This window comes from Paenibacillus larvae subsp. larvae, from assembly GCF_002003265.1.
GTDB classification, from domain to species: domain Bacteria; phylum Bacillota; class Bacilli; order Paenibacillales; family NBRC-103111; genus Paenibacillus_H; species Paenibacillus_H larvae.
Genome location: NZ_CP019687.1, coordinates 2,037,094 through 2,060,941, shown reverse-complemented (window position 1 = coordinate 2,060,941; position 23,848 = coordinate 2,037,094). Strand labels below are relative to the sequence as shown.

The window sequence follows — 23,848 nt, the reverse complement described above, 5'->3', positions numbered from 1 at the left end:
TTAGAACAGGCAGGACGGAAGTCCTGCCTGTCTCTATCCTTAGTGTAAATTAATGTTTCTTCGGCTTATAACTCGTATAACTGATTTCTCCTTCGTCCAGCTTGTTTATTTCATCCTGATCCCAGTCTTTAATTTTATTTTTTCCTGCTTCTCCATTTAGTTTAATCTTGTACTTGGAAGCTGCATAGCCTTGGATACGGCTCATTTCTTCCCGGGAGATGGAGGCGAGATTCTGATTTTTAGGAAGCTGTCCTATCAGGATGCCAATCATCTCCGCCCCAAGGCTAGTGTTGGGCTGGATTCGCACGCTTCCATACGCAATCGCTGATACTCCCACATTTTTACCCGCCAGAATCACATTCGGATATCCTTTAAGCAGGAAACTGCGAAGCGGGATGCCGTATTTGTCCGGTCTTCCCATCTCGGTTCCCCATTTGTTAGCCGTAATACCTTGCAAATCCATGGGATATCCCCCTATGCTGACGTTATCCCAAAACATGCGGCCGGAGAGCAGATCCGAAGGTTTCATCACATACTCACTTTCATAATGGTTATATTCCCGTATGTAAAGATAAGAGGGAAATCCATTGACCTCTGCATTCTCCCAGCCCGGTAATGTTTTTTTGAATAACTCCAGTACACGGGGAGTCTCCTTATTTCCTAATTCCACGGCGGTTTTGACAGAGGAAGGATCGGCCGGATCAACATCATAAACAAGCAGGGCATTGATTAATACTTCCCCATCCCTTTGATTGACCGCATTAAGACCGCGCAGGAAAGTTCTGTCACTGGACGGCTGAAATTGTTTTGCAATACCGCTTAAGCCAATAGCGAAATCTTTGTTCACATAACCTCCGCCAAACCGCTCTTTCTTTTCAGAAGCAGGCAGCTGGTTATAGGTTTTGGAGAATTTATCCCAATCTACATGTTTGAACTTCATTATCATCCCGGCACTCATAAATTCGGGTCGGGATTGACCATATAATTTCTCTAATCCCGGCAGCCGGTTTGTCTTCAATTTGCTTGCAAGAGCGGCATAGTCCGTATTGTCTGCCCAATACCTGGCGTGAATACTGTGCGATTTACCGTCTTTAGTCGAATATTCGATCCGGTCCACAGAGCATCCCCCGTTGGAAGCTATTGTATCTATATGGCCAAGGGTTACTCCTTGCTCAAGCGGAATCTGATCCACCAGCTTGGTCATATACGCCTCAAATTCGGACGTTTTACGGATTTTAGCCCCTTTGAACCCATCGAATAGTTTCTTTACCCTTCCCTGTACCAGAGAATGCTTGCTTTCGTCCTTGGTTTCATCCAGAAAGAGCATCTCTCCCTGGAGCACTTGACCGCCAAAAGATGACCTCGGATCAAGTATTTTAACTTTCAGTCCTTCATCAGCTGCTGCCCGCGCCAAATAAAGTCCTTCCAGTTCTGAACCGATGATAGCTACATCGACTTCTTCTTCAGCCTGGGCTGCTTTGGCAGAATCTCCTTTTTCACATCCTGCATTCGGATCTTCCTTTGAAACAGGAGCAGGGGAAGAGCTATCCGACGGTGCGGAGGAAGAAGGGGAATTCGTACCTCCGGTGCAGCCGGAAAGTAAAAGTAACGCACTCAGCATAAGAGCAAGAAAAACTCTGGCTCTTTTAAATGGGAATAGATTTCGCCGGTTTTTCATATACAGTCTCCTTTAATACAATTTCTTGAAAATTTAGTTTACCAGAATACAAGGAATAAAGAAAACAATAACAAAAAATCCAAATGATGATTTGATTGTTTTCATAGTCAAAACTTTATTTTACGAATAGGCGGTTTGGCCTTTATAATGAATATAGCCTGCTAAGATGAATTTTGATTTATTTCATAGTTTAAGCAGGATCTAAATACATAAACAGATAAAGGGGAACAAAGATGAACAACAAGTTTTGGCAAAAAGCGGCACTTTCCGGGCTTGCCTTTACTTTATTTACTGCCGGCCTTGGTACGGTTACATCGGCACAGGGCGGAAAACAGCCGTCGTCTGCAATAAAATCGCCAGAGGAGGAATTGAAATTATCCTTTGATGATATTCAGGGCGGTGATGTGGAATGGGCGGCTAAACCTATTGCGAGCCTGGCAACAAGACCTATTTTTTACGGTTATCCGGATGGTGGATTTCATCCGCGAAAGCCGATAAGCCGATTGGAGACTTTAGCTTTTATTCTTCGCCTTGTGGACAAAAAACAACAGGCGGAATCTTCCGAAGAAATGAATACCAAACTGCCCTTTCTTGATGCTGATGATGTCAGTTCATGGGGAGTAGGCTATGTCTCAGTAGGCTTAAAAGAGAACTTAATCTCTCCAGGCGAATCTTATTTTTATCCTGAACAGGGAGCGAGCCGTCTTTGGGCAACCAAAGTTACCGTAAAAGCTTTGGGGCTGGAACAAGAAGCCCTGTCCAAAAAGGGAGCTATATAAGTTGAACGAAAGAAAATAGCAATCAAAGTCGCACGCACAGCCGGTCAATAATGGCATGAGGATGCTTCATGATTTCATCCATAAATTGCCCGACACGCAGACGGATTTCGGAAACGGCCGAATAGAATACGTTATTGATCACACTGGACTTGAGCCATTTCCAGAGTCCTTCTACGATATTTAACTGAGGGCTGTATGGAGGCAAGTACACAAGCTCAAGCCGATTTTTTTGCGCTTCCAGAAACGGCCGAAGCAGCTTTGCATGATGAATCCGGGCATTGTCCAAAACCAGAGCCAGTTTCCCTGTTGGATAAGTCGCCATGACCTTTTGAAGAAAGGAAAGAAACGTTTCAGCGGTGTACTGTTCATCTTCTTGCCAAACGATGTGTCCCGTTTCATAGTCAACCGTGGCCAGCAGTTTGACCCCACGATGCTTGCCCGTGGTTGGAATGATGCGTTGCTTCCCGCGAAGGAACCAGGTCTTCTGAATCGCCTGGTAGTCCCGGATCATCGACTCATCCTCGAACAGCAAGTGATCAATCTCCTCGTTCAGTAGCTTTTTTTCAGTTCAGGAAAGGTCGTTTCGGTGAAATGGCGTTGTTTCTTGGGATCTGCTGCTGCGAGCGTGTAGGTCGGTTTCGTATAGCTGAGCCCTAGCCGCTCCATGACCTTGGAAATGCCTCGGAGCGAATAGCAATGGCCCCATTCGCGTTCCACGTACGTGGCAATCAGTTCAAGCGTCCAGTTGTGCTTTGCCGTAAAGCCGACCTCATGGGGAACCGAATAGGCGACGGTTTGTTTCAAGCGATCCTGCTGCTGCTTCGTCAACCGAGTAGGAGCACCTGAGGAATGCTTGATTTGCAAGGCTCCCAGTCCACCGTTCTCGTACGTATGAATGTAACTGCTCACCGTCATTCGGTTTCGATTCAAAATGTCAGCGATCGCCTTCATGGATGTGCCTTTCAAATGCAAATAGATCGCTTGGTAGCGTTCATACATTCGGCGCTCTTTGGTTTGTTGCATGGCTGCCGTTACTTTTGCCAGTTCGGTATGTTTATCCATTGTCATCCCCACTTGTCTATTCTTGATCTGTTTCTTATTCGACAAATGGTTCCTTTTTCCTTGCCAAGGTTTGCTAAGAATATTGATTCAACTTATATAAATTACCTTTCATCGATACAAATGAATTATCTGATGAGGATAAGGGATATTTGGCAGTTGGAGTGGAAAAAGGATTGATTTATGGATTTATCGAATCAAACGGAGAACGGACTTTTCGTCCTCATGACATCATCACAAGAGCACAATATGCTGGTATCTTAGGCAATGCCGGAGATTTGGTTCAGGATCCCACACTTGTTAAGGGACGTATTTCGGCTGTGGCTCCCGGACAATCCTTACAGGTAACAACGGATTTAGGGGAGACTTTTACCTACCCGTTCTATAAGGATGCTCATGTGTACAAAAATGGCAGCAAGGTTAGTTCCTATGCTTTAAACACAGGAGATCAGATTAAATTACGGCACCATTATGGCTCCGCGGTGTTTATCGAGGTGACGAAAAATGCCGGAATCACACCTGATTTTACAGTAACCGGAGAATTTGAAGGCATGCTGGTAAACAGCAATGGACAAATTACAACAGTTTCTTTGAAACGGGCCCTCAACGGCTCAGCCGCTTCAACCAGATATACAGTTTCACCGAATGTGGTCATATATGGAAAAGAGTCGGATCTGACTGTCAACAAGATGATAAAACTGGACGGTAAGGACGGGGTTATTGTTGCCATTTATTTAACACCGCAAAAATAAAGAGCCTGAGGCTAAGCCTCAGGTTTTTTAAAAGTTATTCTTTGCTTATATGAAAAATGTATAAATGATGGTGAAATCAGTATGGGTACAAAATGGTGTAAAACTGTGATAGGTGGAGGCATTTTGCTGGCAGCTGCCGTCTTCCCCATAATATTCCTGTGCCAGGAAAAGGAAAACGTACAACATAAACCGGGGGTCAGCCCTGATGATAGTCCTCTCTATTCATTCGTTTCCCGGCATTTGATGAGTGACGATGGGGGGTATACACAAATTTGCGTACGGATTTACTCAAGCAGCCGGATACGGCAAGAAATCATGACCAGCTTTCCGAATCTACCGGATTACTTATGGAGTATGCACTTCTAAGTCAAAAAAAAGACCTCTTTGATCATCAGGTATATTTTCTAGATAAAAATCTGGTGTCTTCGAAAAAATGGGTTAAATGGATGGTTGGGGATGAAAAAAAAGGTCCTCCGGTGAATGCCTCCATTGATGATCTAAGAATTGCACACGCCTTGATACAGGCAGGACAGAAATGGGGGAACCCCGAATACAAAAAGCTTGGCATGTCGGTGGCAGAAGGCTTGATTCAGGGAAATGCGAGCGGCCCCTATTTGGCAGATTACTATAATTGGGAAGATAAAAAGAAAGGGGACAAGCTTACGAGCAGTTATCTGGACCTGAAGGCTATGCGATTACTGGCTGAGGAAAAACCTGCTGACTGGAAGAAGGTTTATGAATCTTCCAGGACTTTGCTGCAAGAGGCACAGCTTCCATCAGGACTTTACCGGAAAACATACAAGCTGGATTCGAAGCAATGGCTCCCGGACGGACAGGGATATAATCTGATTGATTCTTTGCTTGCAGCTCTTCATGCAAGTGAAGATGGGCTGTCTGTCGAGCCAACCCTCAGTTTTCTGCAAAAAGCCTGGAATAAAGACGGTGTACTGTATGGAACCTATAAAGAGGACGGACAAACCTTGACTGAAAATGAATCCCCGGCTGTATACGCTATCGCCGTCCGGCTTCTTCGGCTTCAGCAGGACCCGCTGGCAGAAGAATTGAAAAAAAGGATGGGACAATTGTCAGTCCAGGACTCTAACTCCCCTTACTATGGCGGATTCTTAGATACGAATACGCTTGAATGCTATTCGTTCGACCAGCTTCAGGCCCTGCTTGTGGAAAGAGAATAAGAATCTGCAAAATATTTTGCTGATAATGAAAAGACTGCCTGCCTGCGGCTTTCCGCCAGGCAGTCTTTGATTCCAGATTACCCATCCATATTGACAGCCGTTTATTCTATTTCTTTCACGGCTTTGTATACTTTCTCAAACAGGTCTTCGATTTGCGACTCCTCCAGGCAGGAAAATGCCACGCGCAGGTCCGATTCTCCAAGTGCTATTGTACCGATTCCGTATTTCTCCAGCGCATGAACGCGTAATTGCTCCGCCGGTACAGTCTTCAGCTTAAGACACATAAAATAACCGGAATTAAACGGATAGTAATCCCAGGCATCATCAAAACGTCCGCTGTCCAGCACTTCCTTAACTTTATTTGCCCGGGCCTTCATGATGAGGAACTTCTCTTCTTTTTGGGCTTTAAACTCACTGGACTTTAAGGCGTGAAGAACAAAAGTCTGGGAAGGGTGAGAGCAGCTGGAGATAGTGGCCCGGATGATTCCCATCGTTTTTTGTTCTAATGCTGCCAGCAAAGCGTCGCTGGATGCCGCATATGTCAGGAAACCGACACGGAATCCCCACACGTACTCCTCTTTGGTAGCCCCGTCCACTTTAACGGCCAGCACGCGCGGATGAAGATTAGCCAAACGGCTGAAAATCGAGTCATGCAGGGAATCTTCAAAAAACAAACCAAAATAAGCATCATCCGTCACGGCCACAATGTTCATTCCTGCTTCCGCAGCTTCATGGATCGCCTGAACGATTTCTTGTGCTTCTGCAAAAGTCGGTGTATAGCCGGTAGGGTTGTTTGGAAAATTCAGCACGACAAATGCTTTTCCCTTGTCTTTTTGTGCAAGCAGAGCTTCACGCAGACCTTGGGCATTGAAGCGGTTTTGCTTATTATATAAAGGATAAAGTACGAGATTGGCTTTGCGGCGGATTCCGAAAGTCAGCTCGTAATTTTCCCAATTTTTATCCGGAAGGACCACGGAATCTCCCTCATCAAGAAATAAATCGGCCGCAATACTCAACCCATGAGTAAGAGCATTCGTTACAACCGGGTTTCCAAATTTTTTATCTTGAAGGCCGGGATTCTCTTTGATCATTTTGGCTCTCCATAGCTTGCGAAGTTCCGGTTTTCCCGCCGGAGGAGCATACTCATATAAATCTTTCGGCGAATAAGAAGACAAGGTTTCCTGAATGACGCCAAGATGCATAGGCTGGCCATGTTCTGTCGCGATTCCGATTGTCGCATTGTAAGTCTTGGCCTTGGCCTTAGCTTCGGCAGATTGACTCAGGATGCCTTCCTTCGGGAAATAAATCATCTTGCCCAGATCAGAAAGCATGTCGGAAATATGGGGATTTTCCTGTTGAATGGTTTCGTTAAGTTGTTGTGCAAGAGGGTGCATTTACGTTCCATCCTTCCGGTTTCAAGTTTTTATTTAGTCCGTCTTTTACCTTCAGGGACTTTTGCTGATTAGAGGGCGGTGAAGCCTTTTTCTCTTGGGAGTTATTATACCACCACCCCTGCCTGTGCGTCACTGAAACCGGGAAAAGTGAAAAAATTCCGGGTTATTTTCCGAAAATTGAATGAAAAGTCTGTAAACACTTTGTAAATCATCCATAAAATCAGCCACATTTTTCATGCCAAAGAAGGAGCTTTATGCTATGATGATACTTGTTGGAATTATTAGGTTGTACTAAACTTACTTCGGGAGTGATGGATAATGGCAGGTTTCGCCGGAGCGGGTACAAGTATCATTTTGAGATTAGATATGTACAAGGAGCTTGTAACATTTGCTCAAATAGCTGCGGCAATAGGGGATGCCGGAGGAGATATTGTTGCTATCGACGTAAACCGTATTACCAAAACCAAGACCACAAGAGACATTACGGTAAACGTAACGGATCAGCTGCAAACCGATGCTATTATTAAAGCATTAAGCAAATTAAACGGGGTCAAGGTTGTTAACGTATCGGACCAGACGTTCCTACTCCATCTTGGCGGAAAAATTGAAACCACACCCAAAATTCCGATTAAAAACCGGGATGATTTGTCCAGGGTATATACACCAGGAGTCGCGCAAGTGTGTATGGCGATTCACAATGACCCTACCAAAGCTCACTCCCTGACGATCAAACGAAACACTGTAGCGGTTATCTCAGACGGTACAGCTGTTCTGGGACTCGGCAATATCGGAGCCGAGGCGGCCATGCCGGTAATGGAAGGAAAGGCCATGTTGTTTAAACAGATGGCGGGTGTGGATGCTTTTCCGATTTGTCTGAACACACAGGATACTGAAGAAATTATTTCGATTTGCAAAGCAATAGCCCCGGCGTTTGGAGGCATTAATCTGGAAGACATCTCATCTCCCCGCTGTTTTGAAATTGAATGCAGGTTGATTGAGGAACTGGATATTCCTGTTTTCCATGATGATCAGCATGGTACTGCTGTTGTATTGCTGGCGGGGTTGCTGAATGCCTGCAGGGTGACGGGGAAAAAGCTGGAAGATTGTAAAGTTGTGGTTTGCGGAATTGGTGCTGCAGGCATAGCCTGTACGAAAATTTTGCTGGCTGCGGGCGTGAAAAACGTGATAGGTATTGATCGCCAGGGGGCACTTGTCCGTGGTGAGGAATACCCTTACGAGGCTTGGTCCTGGTATGCCGAACATACCAATGCCCATGAAGAAAAGGGGCCGTTGTCCCGGGTTATTGAAAATGCGGATATCTTTATTGGTCTTTCGGGCCCGGGTGTTTTAAAGGTGGAAGATGTGAAGAAGATGGCGAAAGATCCGATTGTATTCGCTATGGCCAATCCCACACCCGAGATTTCCCCGGATGATGCAGAACCGTATGTAAGGGTTATGGCTACCGGACGATCTGATTATCCTAACCAGATCAACAATGTACTTTGTTTCCCCGGTATTTTCAGGGGTGTTCTTGACTGTCGTGCTTCCCGGATTAATGAACAGATGAAGCTGGCTGCTGCCAGAGCTATAGCTTCAGTAGTCTCAGATGACGAACTGAATGAATTTTATATCATACCGAGTGTATTTAAACGTAATGTAGTGAAGAAAGTAAAAGAAGCAGTCATTGCCGCGGCTTATGAAACCGGAGTGGCCAGACGCCGCGGAGTAAACCAACAGGAAGAGGAAATGGTGCAATAAGCTATGATTGGGCTGAATCCCGAACATCTGCAGCTACAACCCTACTTTGCTCAAATTTGCTGTGAACCCGGATGGAAATGGACGCGTCACAGCAAGCCGCTGGGAAATTATGATTTGTTCTACGTATGGAGCGGAAGAGGAACGGTAGAGGAAGGGGGAACATCTTACGAAGTGGGAGCAGGGAGCTGTTTTTTATTTCGTCCCGATGATCACCCCACTGCAACCCATGATCCGCAAAATCCGCTTAATCTGACATACATCCATTTCTCATTGGATCCTTCTTGCCGTTCGGAGGGGCTTCCAAAAAGATACCGTGTTTTGGAGGACCGGGTATTCTTTGAAACGCTGTTAACCCAGTATGTCAGAGTGAGGCTGGAAGGCGGTCTGGGGGCCGAGGAGGAAGCCAAACTGATTTTAGGACAACTGTTGATCCGTCTGCTGAGGGAAGATCAGGAAGGCCAGAAAGTGGTTACACCCGGAAGCTGCAAACAGACTGAAGCTATTCGGGAAGTGGCTAACTACATCCGCCAGCATGCTGCCGTTCCGCATAAAATCGAGGACTTGGCCAAAAGGGCCAACTTATCCCCCCGTTATTTTTCGCATAAATTCAAGGAGATTATGGGGATTTCCGTACAGAGCTACATGATCCGGATGAGAATTGAGCGTGCCGAACATCTTCTGCAGTATGCCGGGATGAGCGTATCCGAAGTGGCCGATGCTCTCGGATATCGCGACGTTTTCTTCTTCAGCAGGCAGTTCAAGCAGTACACCGGGAGGGCCCCGTCCACACTGCGGTAATGGCTACCTATCATTAAAACATCCATGAGCATGAAACCGAACAGAGCGGGAAAAGGGGGATACCCATGTTTGAACATATACCATATTCAGGTACAAAAGAAGAACAATACAACCAGGTCATTCACCAACTTGGCGCCTTGATTCAGGACGAGCCAAACCGGATTGCCAATCTGGCTAACGCATCAGCTTTGTTGAGACAGTTTCTGGACGATATCAATTGGGTCGGATTTTACCTGACGGATACGGAACGGGGCGAACTCGTACTAGGCCCTTTCCAGGGGCTCGTGGCATGTGTCAGAATACCCTTCGGCAAAGGAGTATGCGGAACAGCAGCCCGGGACAGGAAGACGCTTCGCGTCGCGGATGTCCATGCTTTCCCGGGGCATATAGCCTGTGATGCCGCTTCCCGCTCCGAAATTGTAGTGCCGATGATCGAAGACGGGAATGTAATCGGTGTGCTGGATATCGATAGCCCACTTCAGGACCGCTTTGATGAAACGGATGAACAGATGCTGCAAGAGTTTGTTCGGGTGCTTCTTAGCTGATGAGGTACAAACATAGAACCTTCAAGCCTTCTGCTCTGATATGCTCCCCTTGCGGTAGACAGTTGAAATAATAAAACTGTTTACTGTAAGGAGGAGCATTTTTTCATGTCCCCTAAAGCAAAAGTATCAGGATCAGAAAAGATTGCAGCTGTTGAAAAGTATTTACGTGTAGAAGATTCGCTTAATCATTTAGCAGCACTTCTTGATGTACGCCATTCATCCGTTAGGCAATGGCTTCAGACTTACCAGTCGCTAGGCCCAAACGGATTGCTTCAAACATCACAGAATGCATCTTACTGCGCAGAGTTAAAAAGAATAGCTGTCGAGGACTATTTGGCTGGCGGCGGTTCTCACATGGATATATGTAAAAGATATGGCATTAAGTCAACTTGCCAATTGCGCGATTGGATTCTGAAGTATAATGGTCATGAGAAGTTGAACACTTCCAGAACGGGAGGAGCGCCGATCATGACAAAAGGACGAACAACTACTTACGATGAGAGAGTTGAAATCGTCAGATTCTGCATTGAACATCAACACAATTATGCCCAGACAGCTGATAAATTCCAGGTATCCTATCAGCAAGTGTATTCATGGACAAATAAATACTTAACATCTGGTGTGGATGCACTTCAAGACAGACGCGGGAAAAGAAAATCTGAGGATGAGATGTCCGAAGTGGAGAAACTAAGGGCTCGGAATAAGCTGTTACAGGCTGAGAACAGAAGGAAGCAGATGGAGATCGATTTGCTAAAAAAGTTGGACGAGATCGAAAGGAGGCGGTTCTAAGCCAGGTAAGGTATGAAACGATATACCTTGCAATACGCGGGCTCCATGAAACGAAGTCATATCCCATATGTCAATTATGTGATCTTATTGGGATCCAACGTTCATCGTATTATAAATGGATCAACCGGAAAGAAAGCATGAATGAGATCTTTAATAAAGCGTTGCTTCCCATGATTAAAGATGCCTACGAGGAAAAGGATGGCATCCTTGGATATCGCCAGATGACCATTAAACTAAACCGGGAACGCCATTTAACTGTCAATCATAAGCGAATATACAGACTTATGGGCATCCTAGGCCTTAAATCGGTATGCCGCAGGAAGCGAAAAAACTACATCCATTCCACGCCTGAAATTACGGCGGAAAATATCTTGAACAGAGACTTTGAATCCTCTGAGTTCGGTACAAAATGGCTCACAGATGTGACTGAAATGAAGTATGGCAACCAAAACAAGGCTTATCTTAGTGCAATCCTTGATTTATCGGATAAAAGCATTGTTTCTTTTGTGGTAGGGCATTCCAACAACAATGAACTTGTATTTAAAACTTTTGATATCGCCCATATGACTTATCCTGACGCTATACCCCTCTTTCACAGTGACCGGGGTTTCCAATATACATGTAAAATCTTCAAGAAAAAACTAGACGATGCAGGTATGACTCAAAGCATGTCCAGGGTATCAAGATGTATAGATAATGGCCCAATGGAATCATTCTGGGGAATGATGAAATCCGAAATGTATTATCTTCGTAAGTTCTATACATATGAGGAACTGGAAGCAACCGTGATAGAATACATCGATTACTACAATACTCGTCGATACCAGAAAAGACTTAATTGTATGACGCCGTTGGAATATAGGCAATACCTTCTAAGTTCAGCAGCATAGAAAATGGCACCAACCATGGGGATACGGTTAGTGCCACAACTTTTTTTGTTTTTTACACTGTCTACTTGACAGGGGTCAGTTCACTCCAGGCAGAAGGCTTTTTTGAAAAAAAGATAAATCATTCATCATCATATGTCTGCGGGCATGGCAGTCAGATAGGATGGTTGTCTAAATTCTGTTTGTTTACTATATTTAATACTAAGGACTTGTTTATTGATCAGGCACGATTATTCGGAATTGTGATATGCTGGTAGTCTGATCATGGGGAGTCTAATTCTGAAGCACTATATAGCTTAGCTTCCTGACCAAGGGGGACAATTGTGAAAGGGAAAAGGGATCAGATCCTGGATGCCGGGGAAGAACTTTTTTTTATCCGAGGTATCAACGATACGAGCATGGAACAAATAGCCGAGGCCGTGCCCGTGTCTAAAATGACTATCTACAAATATTTTCAAAGCAAAGAGGGACTGCTTGAGGCTATTATTGACCGTTTGCTGCAGGTAACCCATGGAGATTTTAAACAAATGGTAAAAACATCGGATAATGCCCTGGGTGTCTTAATGAAAATGGCCGCTTACCGCAAGCTTGACCGTATTTCTGAAATCTTTATTGAGGAATTGATAAGGGAATATCCGAATATTGCGCAAAGATTGCTTGATTACCAGCAAACATTCGTTTTACCGGAATTTGAACGCGTTATTTTTGAAGGCCAGCAGCAAGGGAAAATAAGAAAAGATATCTCTCCCCATCTTCTCGTTATGTTTCTTATTTCCATAAAGAAGTTTTTGGCCCAACCCGAGAAGCTGCAAGGCATTGCCAGTCTAAAAACGGCTTCGGAGCAGCTCTTGACCATCCTGTATCAAGGTATAGTTGCTCCTGAACACAAAGAAAGTCTGGATTTCCTGCAAAGAAAGCTGTAATCTTTGCGGGATCCGGGCTTTTTTATAAACTAAGAAAGCAAATCTTGTTTCCTTACGCGGTTTTTGACCGTCGCTTGGCAGCAGATACGTGAGGATGCCGAGAAGCGGCAAAAACCACAGATCTTCATGATCAGTTCGATGCCGTATACATCAATCAGGTTACCCAGTGTACCCAGAATTAAAAACAGGATTAAGTTTCGTTTACCGAAGCGGTCGGCAAGCGGTCCACCGAAGAAAGTACCGGCACCTGCACCCAGAAATAAGAAAATATAAGTCTGTGCCTGATTGATCGTAAGGCCTAAACATCGCGCAGGTAAAAGGCATAATAACTGATCATGCCCAAACTGTACCAGGATCTGGCGAATACCAGAAAGATTAGGATTACAAGTGCGGATAGCAGCGGCTTCAAGCCCCTTTCTGGAGCCTGTTGCCATATGGGCAACCCTGGAACCTTCAGGATGAAAAGCGGCGGAACCGAGACCTACAAAAATGACAGCAAGCAATACTAAAGCATAGTTGGGCGCGAACGCAAGCAGAAGCATACCCTCCCGCTTTATTTCACAAAATGCCCCAGGTATTCACCCATTTTTACTTTGCTTCCTATCTCAAGGTCAGTTCTTGGTTCGAAAATGTTGTTTTCCGTAAGCAGAACCACTGTAGATCCGAATTCAAAATAAGCGAGGTCATCACCTCTTTGCAGGCGATCCGGTAGAGGACTTATGTATTGGATACTGCTCACATTAAGTGCGCCAACCTTCACCACTGCAACTTCGCCTGCTTCCGTCTGCATGATAGTGATGAGGCGTTCATTACGACTGAGTACTTTTTTCATATTCCGCAGGCCAAATTCATTGACGGGATATACCTTGCCTGCCACATGTTCTTTCTCCAGTATCGTACCGGTAACAGGAGAATGAATACGATGGTAATCCGTCGGACTTAAGTAAAGCACGAAGAAGAAGCCATGCGTATAATTCATTGTACGGGGTGAACGATTTAACAAGTCTTCAATAGTATAATCCTGGCCTTTTACATTCAGAATCTGGCCTGACTTGATGGGGCCCATTCCCGTTATCATGGCGTCCACGGGGCTTAGCATGGATTTCGGATCTGGATCCAGAGGACGAAGCCCGGGCTTTAGCTTCCGGGTAAAGAACGCATTAAGAGATTCATATTCGTGGATTTCTTTTTCGGCGTCTTCCACAGGTATCCCGTATATTTTAGCAAAGCGGGGGATCATCAGCTTACTCACTTTGGATTTGGCAAAAGATCCGGTGAGCCTGGAGACCCATTTTCTTGACGAAAGCTCGGTCATTAAACGGAACAAAGGTTTCATGTTTTGCCTGTCTCTCCTATTCTCAAATACAATAGAACATTATCTTTGATTTATCTTGCCACATAACCTCATAATAAGCAATCACGAAGTGGCTGCAATCGTATCGCGCTTAAGTTCCTATCCATACTATCATAGGTCAGACACTCTGTCATTATAAGGAAAACGCCCACGAAAGGCTGAAAATAACAATATCCGCATGAAGAGAAAGGATAAACCGACCAAAGTGATTTAATCCAGGTCATAGGAGGAAGAGCCTCCTCATACAATGGATGAAACAAGTAACGAAAAGACCTCCTATTACACCATTACAGGTGGAGCAGGAGGTCTTTTACGTTTGTTTTAAAGGCAGCTGCGGAGAATATTGGCCACATCATTCTCGTCCAGCTTTTTAAAATAACCTATCGGTCCAAAGCGAACGGCTTCTTTCGCCATGCGTTCTATATCCCTGTCATCGATATCAAGTTCTCCAAGTGTGCTTGGTGCGCCCAGTTTTTTTAAAAAAGCCCGGGTAGCCTCTATCCCGGCAATTGCGACTTCATCCTGGGTTTTCCCTGCGGGATCGATGTTCCATACCCTCACCGCGTACTGCACAAACCGGTCAGTCCGTTCCTGATATACGTATTTCATCCAATTCGGGAAAACAATCGCCAGTCCGGCTCCATGGGCAATATCGTAAATGGCGCTGATTTCATGTTCAATGGCATGGGAAGTCCAATCATTCTCCATGCCCATTGAAATCATTCCGCCGTTTAAAGCCATAGTTCCACAAAGCATCAGATTGGCCCTCGCCGCGTAGTCCTCCGGCTGGCGGACCGCTTTTTCCGCATTTTCTATAACTGTTTGGAGTATTGACTCGCAAAAGCGTTCCTGCAGAGGAGAGTCTTTGGTTTGGCTGAAGTACTGCTCAAACACGTGAGACATCATATCGACGGCTCCATTCACAGTTTGGTGAGCAGGGACGGTATAAGTAAGTGTAGGATCAAGGATAGAAAATTTAGGGAAGGCATGCGGGCTTTTGAATGATCTTTTTTGGCGTTCTTCCCAATTCGTAATGACAGCATTACCATTCATCTCCGACCCGGTAGCAGAGAGGGTCAGAATGGTACCGAAGGGCAAGGCAGTTTTGATAGAGGCCTTTCTCATGCAAAAATCCCATACATCCCCTTCGTATGGAACGCCTACAGCTACTGCTTTGGCCGCATCAATTACACTTCCGCCGCCGGCCGCAAGGATGAAATCAATTTGATGCTCTCTGCAAAGCTCAATCCCCTTGTGTACAGTTGAAAGTCTGGGATTGGGCTCGATGCCTGGCAGTTCCACTACTTTCGCGCCGATTTTATTTAGTTGATTATATATACCATCATACAGACCGCTTTTTTTAATGCTTCCGCCGCCATATACGAGAAGTATCCGTTTACCGTAGGGAGATACCAGGGGGGCTAGTTTACTGACTCCATCCGGTCCGAATACGAGCTTGGTCTGATTTTGAAATTCAAAAGCGTTCATGTCTATTCGTCCTTTCTTTCTCTTCATTCGTTCATTAATACTGTACCACAGTCTTTCCTGCAACAAAAATGGAGGCTGACCGGGACATTTTCCCTATCCCCGGCATAACCATATTCTAATGAAATAATAGGGGGAGATGCAGATGCCCGGTACCCATATAGATGTTGATACGTCGAGCAAGACATTAACCTTATACGATAACGGCAGGGTTGTCCGGACATACCCTGTGGCTGTCGGCAAACAGGTAACACAATCCCCGAAGGGGACTTACTCTATCATAAATAAACAGCCTAATCCGGGAGGGCCCTTCGGTGCTTTTTGGATGGGTCTGTCCAAGCTTCATTACGGTATACACGGCACCAATGATCCTTCTTCTATAGGTAAGGCGGTCTCGCATGGCTGTATCCGCATGTACAATCAGGATGTACTGGATTTGGAAAAAAGAGTTCCGATCGGAACAAAAGTAACCATTCACGACTAGCCTAAGAATGATTTAATCAGGTCAGCCAGATGCCTATTTTATTCCTATTTCACCTGGTCAGGGCTCACGCCCTTCCGGGTAAATGCATAGTTTACAAGAGAATCTAGACATCAGGAAGGGGATGCATATGAGTATAAAGAAGAACCGGGCGGGATCACAAAAAAAGGGACAAAGAACTTTAAACAGAAAAGAAATTAACGAGCTTTCTTTTTTAGATGAGCATCCTGAACCCGATAGGCGGCAGGTATTTCAAATAACTTCTGTTCCTGCAGCAGAGGAACGTGCCAAAAGCGACCAGGAACTGCCAGTTGGTAAACCCGGGATAAGCGCTCCAAGCAAACCTGTATCAACTCCCGGGAAACCGGAGGCTTCTTCGGCTCCCAAGCCTAAGTTACCGAAACAGTTAATTGATAGGCGGGAAAGTAAAAAATCCGGAGCGATAGTTTATACAGATGATATTGTGGACGGTGCAGTTACAGGTGAGAAATTAGCAAACCGATCGATAGATGAATCCAAAATAAAACCACAAAGCATTGGAACATACTCTTTAAAAGACGGCTCTATTGAGTCCTCGAAGCTGGCTCCTTCCAGTATAACTTCCAGCAAGATTGCGGGTTCCTCCGTGCTTAACGAACATATTGCCCCACAGTCAATAACGGGGGATCATGTCAGGGACCGTTCCATCCCGGGTACAAAAATAAAGGATAAGAGCATATCGCTGGACAAATTGGAGGACCAGGTGCTGGACGGTTCCAAACTTGCTTCCGGCTCGATTCAATCCAGGCATCTCATGCCTGGTATCATCGTAACAGAACTGATTGAGGATCAGGCAATTCAATCCGCCCAAATCAAAAGCGGAGCTATAGAAGCCAGACATTTGGCTAACGAGATTGTGGATACTGCCAAGCTTGCTGATCAGGCCATTACTACGGATAAAATTCGCGATGAAGCCGTAACAGCCTCAAAATTAAGTATTGACGCTGTAGGTCCAGAGCAGCTTCAGGAGCAAAGCATCACCTTCCAACATTTATCCCCCGGATCAGTAAGAAGAGAGCATATTGAGGAAAGGGAAATCCAATCCAAACATCTCTCAACCGGCCTCATACAGCCCATCCATATTCAGCCCGACGCTATAACTTCCGAAAAGCTTGGCCTTGAATCCGTTCAGAGCAGACATCTTAGTCCCGGTGTAATACAACCTAATCATTTGCCTGAGGGAGTTATCCAATCTTTCCATCTGGATAGTTCCTCCGTTTCTACCTCCAAATTGCAGGAAGAAAGCGTGACTGCCGAAAAATTGGCGGCTAAAGCGGTTACAGCTGATAAATTATCAGAGAAAGCAGTGAGGGGAGACCATCTTGCGGAAGCTGCTATTCAAAGCATGCATTTGGACCAGGGAGTGGTTGAAGACTTTCATTTAAGAAGTGAAAGTATTGATACACGCCATCTGCAGGATAGCTCCGTAACTGGTGCTAAGTTGGCCCGTGCATCTGTACAATCTCCCCACCTGAGCTATGATGCCGTTCAAAGTTATCATATAGCAGATCAAGCTATTTTAACCTCTAAGCTCGCAGATGAATCCGTAGATGAAAAAAAGCTGGGAGATCATGCTGTCATAACTTCCAAGCTGGCCGAATCCAGTGTAACGGGGGAAAAATTGGCTTACCGGGTGGTTCAAGAACAGCACATTGATATCTTTAGCATTCATACGGAACATTTGTGTGATCAAAGCGTCACCAGGGAGAAGATAAAACATGGATCGGTAGGCCCGGAACATCTTGCCCTTCAGTCGGTTGACGGACAGCACCTTGCTGAACAAATTATCCAATCCGATCACTTGGCAGAGGAAATTATTAAGTCCCGCCATATAGGTCCTGATTCTATTCAGACAGGGCATTTACAAAACAGTGTTGTTCATACCGAACATTTGGCTGATGGGGCTGTCACAGGGTTTAAGCTTGCAGACGGTTCAGTAGACCAGAACAAACTGGTTCCCGGAAGCATCACAGGAGAACATTTGACTCCAGAGTCCGTAAGGGGAGAACATATACAGCCGGATAGTATTGCCCCAGAACATTTGAGACAGGGAGCATTTACGGCGGAACAATTGGCAGACGGCTGCATTCGTGGAGAAAAGCTTGCTCCCCAGAGTATCCAACAGGAGCATTTGTCTAAAAGAATCATTCATCCTGAGCATCTTGGAGAACGGGCTGTACAAAGTATTCATCTGGCCCAGGAGGCGGTTATTGAAGAACATCTGAGTGATCAAAGCATCAGCCGGGGGAAAATACAAGATGGGGCCATTGGCCCGGAACAGATCGCATACCAATCAGTTGACGGACGGCATCTTGTTGATCTAACTATACAGCCCGAACATTTGGCTGATCAGGCCGTACAATCCCGCCATATCGGCCCAGGTGTTATACAAACCGGTCATCTGGAAAGCGGTGCGGTTCAGTCCGAATCTCTGGCTGATGGAGCCGTTACGGGAGATAAGCTTGCTGACCGATCAATCGGTGGGAATAAGCTGGCCTCCCAGAGTATTCACCAGGAGCATTTGGCTGAAGGAATCATTCATTCCGGAAATCTCGGAGAAAGGTCTGTAAACAGCATTCATTTGGCAGAAGGAGCGGTTAGGGAAGAGCATCTCAGTAATCAAAGTATCGGCCGGGGGAAAATACAAGACGGAGCCATAGGCCCGGAACAACTTGCAGCCCAATCGGTAGGCGGCCGGCATCTTGATGATGAAATTATCCAAGCCGATCATCTGGCTGATAAGGCTATACAGTCCCGCCATATCGGCTCCGGTGTTATACAAACCAGCCATTTGGAAAATGGCGCGGTTGGGACTGATACTCTTGCCGATGGGGCGGTTACTACTTTCAAACTGGACGTATACAGTGTAACCGGCGAAAAATTGGCCCCCCGTTCCGTTCAAGAGCATCATATCGATATCTACAGCGTCGGTACAGAACATCTGTGTGATCAAAGTGTAACCCGGGAGAAAATAATCAACCAGGCGGTAGGCCCGGAGCATCTGGCACTCCAATCGGTCAGCGGACATCATATTGTTGAGAGGGCCGTTCAATCCGAACACCTGGACGAAGAAGCCGTACAATCCCGCCATATCGGCTCCGGTGTTATTCAGACAGGTCATTTGGAAAGCGGTGCGGTTGGACCCGAATCCCTGGCTGACGGGGCGGTCGCAGGTGAGAAACTTGCAGACGGATCGGTCGATCAGAATAAATTGGCTCCCGGAAGCGTTACGACAGAACATTTAACTCCGGAATCTATAGGAGAAGAGCATATTCGGCCGAATAGTATTTCTCCTGAGCATTTGAAGCCGGGGGCATTTACGGCGGAACATTTGGAGGACGGCTGCATTCGTGGGGAAAATTGGTTTTTCATAGTATCCGTCAAGAGCATTTGTCCAAGAGGATTATTCATCCCGAGCATCTTGGGGAACGGGCCGTACATGGCATTCATCTGGCCCAGGGAACGGTTAAGGAAGAGCATTTTAGCGATTCAAGTATAAGTCGGGAAAAAATAAAAAATGGGTCGATAGGTCCGGAACATCTGATCCTTCAATCGGTTAATGAACAGCATCTTGCGGAGAAAGCTGTACAATCCGATCACCTGAAAGAAGAGGCCGTCCAGTCCCGTCACATAGGTCCTGGTGTCATACAAACCGGTCATTTGGAAAAAGGTGCGGTGACGTCCGAAATTCTGGCTGATGGAGCCGTGAACGAAAGAAACTTAAGTGACGGGGCTATTATTACTTCCAAGCTGGCCGAATCGAGTATAACCGGCGAAAAGCTGGCCCTCCGTTCCGTTCAAGAACAGCATATTGATATCAGCAGCATTCATACGGAACATCTAAGCGATCAAAGTGTAAGCCGGGATAAAATAAAACTCGGGTCGATAGGTCCGAAACAAATAGCACTTCAATCCATCAACGGACGGCATCTTGCCGAGCAGATTATTCAGTCTGATCACTTGGACGAAAAGGCTGTCCAATCCCGCCATATCCATCCAGGTGTTATTCAGACGGAACATATGGCCAATGGTGCGGTTCAGTCTGATACTCTGGCTGACGGGGCAGTTACAGGTAATAAGCTTGCGGATGGTTCGGTCGGCCAAAACAAATTGGCTGCCGGAAGCGTTACTTCAGAACATTTGGCACCGGAATCCATCGGAGAAGAGCATATACAGCCGAATAGTATTGCTCAGCAGCATTTGAAACCAGGAGCCTTTACAGCTGAACAATTGGAAGACGGCTGCATCCGTGGAGAAAAACTGGCTCCCAACAGTATTCGTCAGGAGCATTTGTCCGAAGGAATTATTCATCCCGAGCATCTTGGAGAACGGTCCGTACAAGGCATTCATCTGGCCCAGGAAACGGTTAAGGAAGAGCATTTGCGCGATCAGAGTGTCGGCCGGGGAAAAATAAAGAACGGGTCGATAGGTCCCGAACATCTCGCTGTTCAATCGGTAAACGGGCAGCATCTGGCAGATAAAGCTGTACAATCCGATCATCTGGACGAGGAGGTCGTACAATCCTATCATATAGGTCCCGGCGTTATTCAAACGGCTCATATGGAAAAAGGTGCTGTTCGCTCCGAGACTCTGGAGGACGGGGCGGTTACAAGCAATAAGCTTGCGGATGGTTCAGTGAATCAGAACAAACTGCTTCCCCGTACAATCCAAGAGCAGCATATTGATATTTCCAGCATCAATACTGAACATCTGCGTAATCAAAGTGTCAGCCGGGAGAAAATACAAGATGGGGCAGTAGGCCCGGAACAAATTGAGCTTCAATCGGTGGGCGGCCAGCATCTTGCTGAGAAAGCCATACAATCTGATCACCTGGCTGATCATGCTATACAGTCCCACCATATAGGCCCTGCTGCTGTTCAAACGGAACATTTGAAAAGTGGTTCAGTTGGGTCCGGAATTTTGGCCGACGGGGCTGTGATCACTTCCAAACTGGCAGATTCCAGTGTAACAGGTGAGAAGCTGGCTTTTCGTTCGGTTCAAGAGCAGCATATCGATATCTACAGCATTGGATCGGAACATCTGCGCGATCAAAGCGTTAACCGGGAGAAGATAAAAAATCAATCAATAGGCCCCGAACATCTTACGCTTCAATCAGTTGGCGGCCAGCATCTTGCAGAGAGAGCCGTACAATCCGATCACTTGGATGAAGAGGCCGTTCAATCCCGCCATATCGGCCCTGGAGCTATTCAAACGAGCCATTTGGAAAGCGGTGCGGTTATATCCGAAACTTTGGCTGACGGGTCGGTTACAGATGAAAAGCTTGCGGATGGTTCGGTCGGCCAAAACAAACTGGCTGCCGGAAGTGTTACTTCAGAACATTTGGCCCCGGGATCCGTCGGGGAAGGTCATATACAGCCGGGCAGTATTGCTCCAGAGCACTTGAAATCGGGGGCATTTACAGCGGAACAACTGGCCGATGGCTGCATTCGTGGGGAAAAGCTGGCTCCCAACAGTATTCGTCAGGAGCATTTGTCCGAAGGAATTATTCATCCTGAACATCTTGGAGAAGGATCTGTACAAAGCGTTCATCTGGCTCAGGGAACGGTTGGGGAAGAGCATCTGCGTAATCAAAGTGTGGGCCGGGAGAAAATACAGGATGGTGCGATAGGTCCGGAACAGCTTGCGCATCAATCGGTAGGCGGCCAGCATCTTGAAGAGAGAGCCGTACAATCCGACCACCTGGGTGAAGAGGCCGTACAGTCCCGCCATATAGGCTCTGGAGTTATCCAGGCAGCACATTTGGCCAATGGTGCGGTTCAGTCTGATACTCTGGCTGACGAGGCGGTTACAGGTGAAAAACTTGCGGACGGATCGATTGGCCAAAGCAAACTGGCTGTCGGAAGCGTAACAGCAGCACATTTGGCCAATGGTGCGGTTCAGTCTGATACTCTGGCTGACGAGGAGGTTACAGGTGAAAAACTTGCGGACGGATCGATTGGCCAAAGCAAACTGGCTGCCGGAAGTGTAACAGCAGCACATATGGCCAATGGTGCGGTTCAGTCCGATATTCTGGCTGACGGGTCGGTTACAGGCGATAAGCTTGCGGATGGTTCGGTCGGCCAAAGCAAATTGGCCGCCGGAAGTATTACTTCAGAACATTTGGCCCCGGGATCAATTGGAGAAGGACATATTCGGCCGAATAGTATTGCTCCAGAACACTTGAAGCCGGGGGCATTTACGTCAGAACAATTGGCCGATGGCTGCATTCATGGGGAAAAGCTGGCTCCCAACAGTATTCGTCAGGAGCATTTGTGTGAAGGGATTATTCATCCAGAACATCTTGGAGAAGGATCTGTACAAAGCATTCATCTGGCTCAGGGAACGGTTACGGAAGAGCATCTCGGTGATCAAAGTGTGGGCCGGGAGAAAATACAGGATGGTGCTGTAGGCCCGGAACAGCTTGCATTTCAATCGGTAGGCGGCCAGCATCTTGCAGAGAAAGCCGTACAATCCGATCACTTGGGTGAAGAGGCCGTGCAGTCCCGCCATATAGGTACAGGTGTTATTCAAAAGGAACATTTGGCCCCGGAATCAATTGGAGAAGGACATATTCGGCCGAATAGTATTGCTCCAGAACACTTAAAGCCGGGGGCATTTACGTCAGAACAATTGGCCGATGGCTGCATTCATGGGGAAAAGCTGGCGCCTAACAGTATTCGTCAGGAGCATTTGTCTGAAGGGATTATTCATCCAGAGCATCTTGGAGAAGGGTCCGTACAAAGCATTCATCTGGCTCAGGGAACGGTTGCGGAAGAGCATCTCGGTGATCAAAGTGTGGGCCGGGAGAAAATACAGGATGGTGCTGTAGGCCCGGAACAGCTTGCATTTCAATCGGTGGGCGGCCAGCATCTTGAAGAGAGAGCCGTACAATCCGACCACTTGGATGAAGAGGCCGTGCAGTCCCGCCATATAGGTACAGGTGTTATTCAGGCAGGACATTTGCAAAACAGTGCGGTTCAGTCCGATGCTCTGGCGGATGGATCCGTAAATGAAAGAAGTTTAAGAGACGGGGCTGTTATTACATCCAAGCTGGCCGGATACAGTGTAACCGGCGATAAATTGGCCCCCCGTACGGTCCAAGAGCAGCATATTGATATCTACAGCATCAGTACGGAACATTTGCGTAATCAAAGTGTAGGCCGGGAGAAAATACAGGATGGTGCGGTAGGTCCGGAACAGCTTGCGCATCAATCGGTAGGCGGCCAGCATCTTGCAGAGAGAGCCGTACAATCCGACCACCTGGGTGAAGAGGCCGTACAGTCTCGCCATATAGGCTCTGGAGTTATCCAGGCAGCACATTTGGCCAATGGTGCGGTTCAGTCTGATACTCTGGCTGACGAGGCGGTTACAGGTGAAAAACTTGCGGACGGATCGATTGGCCAAAGCAAACTGGCTGCCGGAAGTGTAACAGCAGCACATTTGACTACGGGTTCTATCGGGGAAGGTCATATACAGCCGGGCAGTATTGCTCCGCAGCATTTGAAGCCGGGAACATTTACTGTGGAACATTTGGAAGAAGGATGTATTAATGGAGAAAAGCTGGCTCCCTATAGTATTCATCAAGAACACTTGTCCAGAAGAATAATTAACCCCAAGCATCTCACGTTTTGTCCTGTTCAAACCAATCGGGCCTCTTCACCTGTTTTTCAACAGTTTGGCCTGAGCCCGTTCTCTTTTTTACCCGGTCTGGAAAATAGAACGGTCACTATTTCGTTTAAGGAACCTTTTGCAGATGATCAGTACGTAATAGTCGTAACTAGCGATACGGAGGGATGTACTCCAGTAATAGACCGCAAACTTCCTGAACAGGTGACAGTTAAGCTAGTGGGTCCGGTGCATGGCGAACAGCTGATTGGAACATTGAACTGGATGGCATGCGGCCTTACAGAGAGGAAATAAGCTGGAAAGCCGCC

At 46.5% G+C, this 23,848-nt stretch carries 17 protein-coding genes and 1 pseudogene; 12 read left to right on the top strand and 6 right to left on the bottom strand.

What is annotated here, in order from left to right:
- Positions 1 to 49: 49 nt before the first annotated feature.
- Positions 50 to 1,678: an FAD-dependent oxidoreductase gene (locus BXP28_RS10745; RefSeq protein ID WP_023483326.1), complete on the bottom strand. Its 1,629-nt coding sequence runs from the start codon at positions 1,676 to 1,678 to the stop codon at positions 50 to 52.
- A gap of 233 nt (positions 1,679 to 1,911) precedes the next feature.
- Between BXP28_RS10745 and BXP28_RS10740 the strand changes: the two genes are divergently transcribed.
- On the top strand, positions 1,912 to 2,457 hold the full coding sequence (locus BXP28_RS10740; protein ID WP_023483327.1) for an S-layer homology domain-containing protein: 546 nt from the start codon (positions 1,912 to 1,914) through the stop codon (positions 2,455 to 2,457).
- Positions 2,458 to 2,479: 22 nt separating this feature from the next.
- Here BXP28_RS10740 and BXP28_RS10735 read toward each other — a convergent pair.
- Positions 2,480 to 3,525 (bottom strand): IS630 family transposase gene (locus BXP28_RS10735; protein ID WP_104932612.1). Its coding sequence is split into 2 segments (ribosomal slippage): positions 2,480 to 3,019 and positions 3,022 to 3,525, totalling 1,044 coding nucleotides; the frame shifts between segments, so codons are not numbered across the junction.
- A gap of 143 nt (positions 3,526 to 3,668) precedes the next feature.
- Between BXP28_RS10735 and BXP28_RS10730 the strand changes: the two genes are divergently transcribed.
- Together BXP28_RS10730 and BXP28_RS10725 are read left to right on the top strand one after the other, a co-directional pair.
- Positions 3,669 to 4,268, top strand: coding sequence for a hypothetical protein (locus tag BXP28_RS10730; RefSeq protein ID WP_036654854.1), 600 nt, complete (start codon positions 3,669 to 3,671; stop codon positions 4,266 to 4,268).
- Positions 4,269 to 4,540: 272 nt separating this feature from the next.
- Positions 4,541 to 5,461: a glycosyl hydrolase family 8 gene (locus tag BXP28_RS10725; RefSeq protein ID WP_023483329.1), complete on the top strand. Its 921-nt coding sequence runs from the start codon at positions 4,541 to 4,543 to the stop codon at positions 5,459 to 5,461.
- 101 nt (positions 5,462 to 5,562) lie between these two features.
- On the opposite strand, the gene BXP28_RS10720 is transcribed toward BXP28_RS10725, so the two are convergent.
- Positions 5,563 to 6,855: an aminotransferase class I/II-fold pyridoxal phosphate-dependent enzyme gene (locus BXP28_RS10720; protein WP_023483330.1), complete on the bottom strand. Its 1,293-nt coding sequence runs from the start codon at positions 6,853 to 6,855 to the stop codon at positions 5,563 to 5,565.
- Positions 6,856 to 7,173: 318 nt separating this feature from the next.
- On the opposite strand from BXP28_RS10720, the gene BXP28_RS10715 reads away from it, so the two are divergent.
- The 6 genes from BXP28_RS10715 (at position 7,174) to BXP28_RS10690 (ending at position 12,555) form a co-directional block, all read left to right on the top strand.
- A complete protein-coding gene (locus tag BXP28_RS10715; protein ID WP_023483331.1) occupies positions 7,174 to 8,613 on the top strand; it encodes an NAD-dependent malic enzyme in 1,440 nt (479 codons plus the stop codon).
- A 3-nt stretch (positions 8,614 to 8,616) separates the two neighbouring features.
- Positions 8,617 to 9,411, top strand: a complete 795-nt coding sequence (locus tag BXP28_RS10710; protein WP_023483332.1) for a helix-turn-helix domain-containing protein — start codon at positions 8,617 to 8,619, stop codon at positions 9,409 to 9,411.
- A 65-nt stretch (positions 9,412 to 9,476) separates the two neighbouring features.
- Positions 9,477 to 9,956 (top strand): GAF domain-containing protein, encoded by a 480-nt coding sequence (locus tag BXP28_RS10705; RefSeq protein WP_023483333.1) that lies wholly within the window; start codon positions 9,477 to 9,479, stop codon positions 9,954 to 9,956.
- Positions 9,957 to 10,061: 105 nt separating this feature from the next.
- A complete protein-coding gene (locus BXP28_RS10700) occupies positions 10,062 to 10,745 on the top strand; it encodes a helix-turn-helix domain-containing protein (RefSeq protein ID WP_077585040.1) in 684 nt (227 codons plus the stop codon).
- 20 nt (positions 10,746 to 10,765) lie between these two features.
- Entirely contained in the window at positions 10,766 to 11,635 is an 870-nt protein-coding gene (locus BXP28_RS10695; RefSeq protein ID WP_104932543.1) for an IS3 family transposase, read from the top strand.
- 320 nt (positions 11,636 to 11,955) lie between these two features.
- Positions 11,956 to 12,555 (top strand): TetR/AcrR family transcriptional regulator, encoded by a 600-nt coding sequence (locus BXP28_RS10690; protein WP_023482874.1) that lies wholly within the window; start codon positions 11,956 to 11,958, stop codon positions 12,553 to 12,555.
- Here BXP28_RS10690 and BXP28_RS25100 read toward each other — a convergent pair.
- The 3 genes and pseudogenes from BXP28_RS25100 to BXP28_RS10675 form a co-directional block, all read right to left on the bottom strand.
- Positions 12,457 to 13,100, bottom strand: a pseudogene (locus BXP28_RS25100) (hypothetical protein); the annotation flags it as partial. The gene BXP28_RS10690 and the pseudogene BXP28_RS25100 overlap by 99 nt on opposite strands.
- Positions 13,101 to 13,108: 8 nt before the next feature.
- Positions 13,109 to 13,891 carry an archaetidylserine decarboxylase gene (gene asd / locus BXP28_RS10680; protein ID WP_023482876.1) on the bottom strand — a complete coding sequence of 261 codons (783 nt, stop codon included), beginning with the start codon at positions 13,889 to 13,891 and terminating at the stop codon, positions 13,109 to 13,111.
- A 339-nt stretch (positions 13,892 to 14,230) separates the two neighbouring features.
- A complete protein-coding gene (locus BXP28_RS10675; RefSeq protein ID WP_023482877.1) occupies positions 14,231 to 15,397 on the bottom strand; it encodes an iron-containing alcohol dehydrogenase in 1,167 nt (388 codons plus the stop codon).
- 142 nt (positions 15,398 to 15,539) lie between these two features.
- On the opposite strand from BXP28_RS10675, the gene BXP28_RS10670 reads away from it, so the two are divergent.
- From BXP28_RS10670 to BXP28_RS10665, 3 genes are all read left to right on the top strand, one after another.
- The gene (locus BXP28_RS10670) at positions 15,540 to 15,878 is read left to right on the top strand and encodes a L,D-transpeptidase (RefSeq protein WP_036654846.1); all 339 of its coding nucleotides are present in this window, start codon (positions 15,540 to 15,542) and stop codon (positions 15,876 to 15,878) included.
- A gap of 127 nt (positions 15,879 to 16,005) precedes the next feature.
- Positions 16,006 to 19,413, top strand: coding sequence for a hypothetical protein (locus BXP28_RS22740; protein WP_036654844.1), 3,408 nt, complete (start codon positions 16,006 to 16,008; stop codon positions 19,411 to 19,413).
- Positions 19,305 to 23,834, top strand: a complete 4,530-nt coding sequence (locus BXP28_RS10665) for a WIAG-tail domain (protein WP_152532822.1) — start codon at positions 19,305 to 19,307, stop codon at positions 23,832 to 23,834. Before BXP28_RS22740 ends, BXP28_RS10665 begins: the two co-directional genes overlap by 109 nt.
- Positions 23,835 to 23,848: the final 14 nt, after the last annotated feature.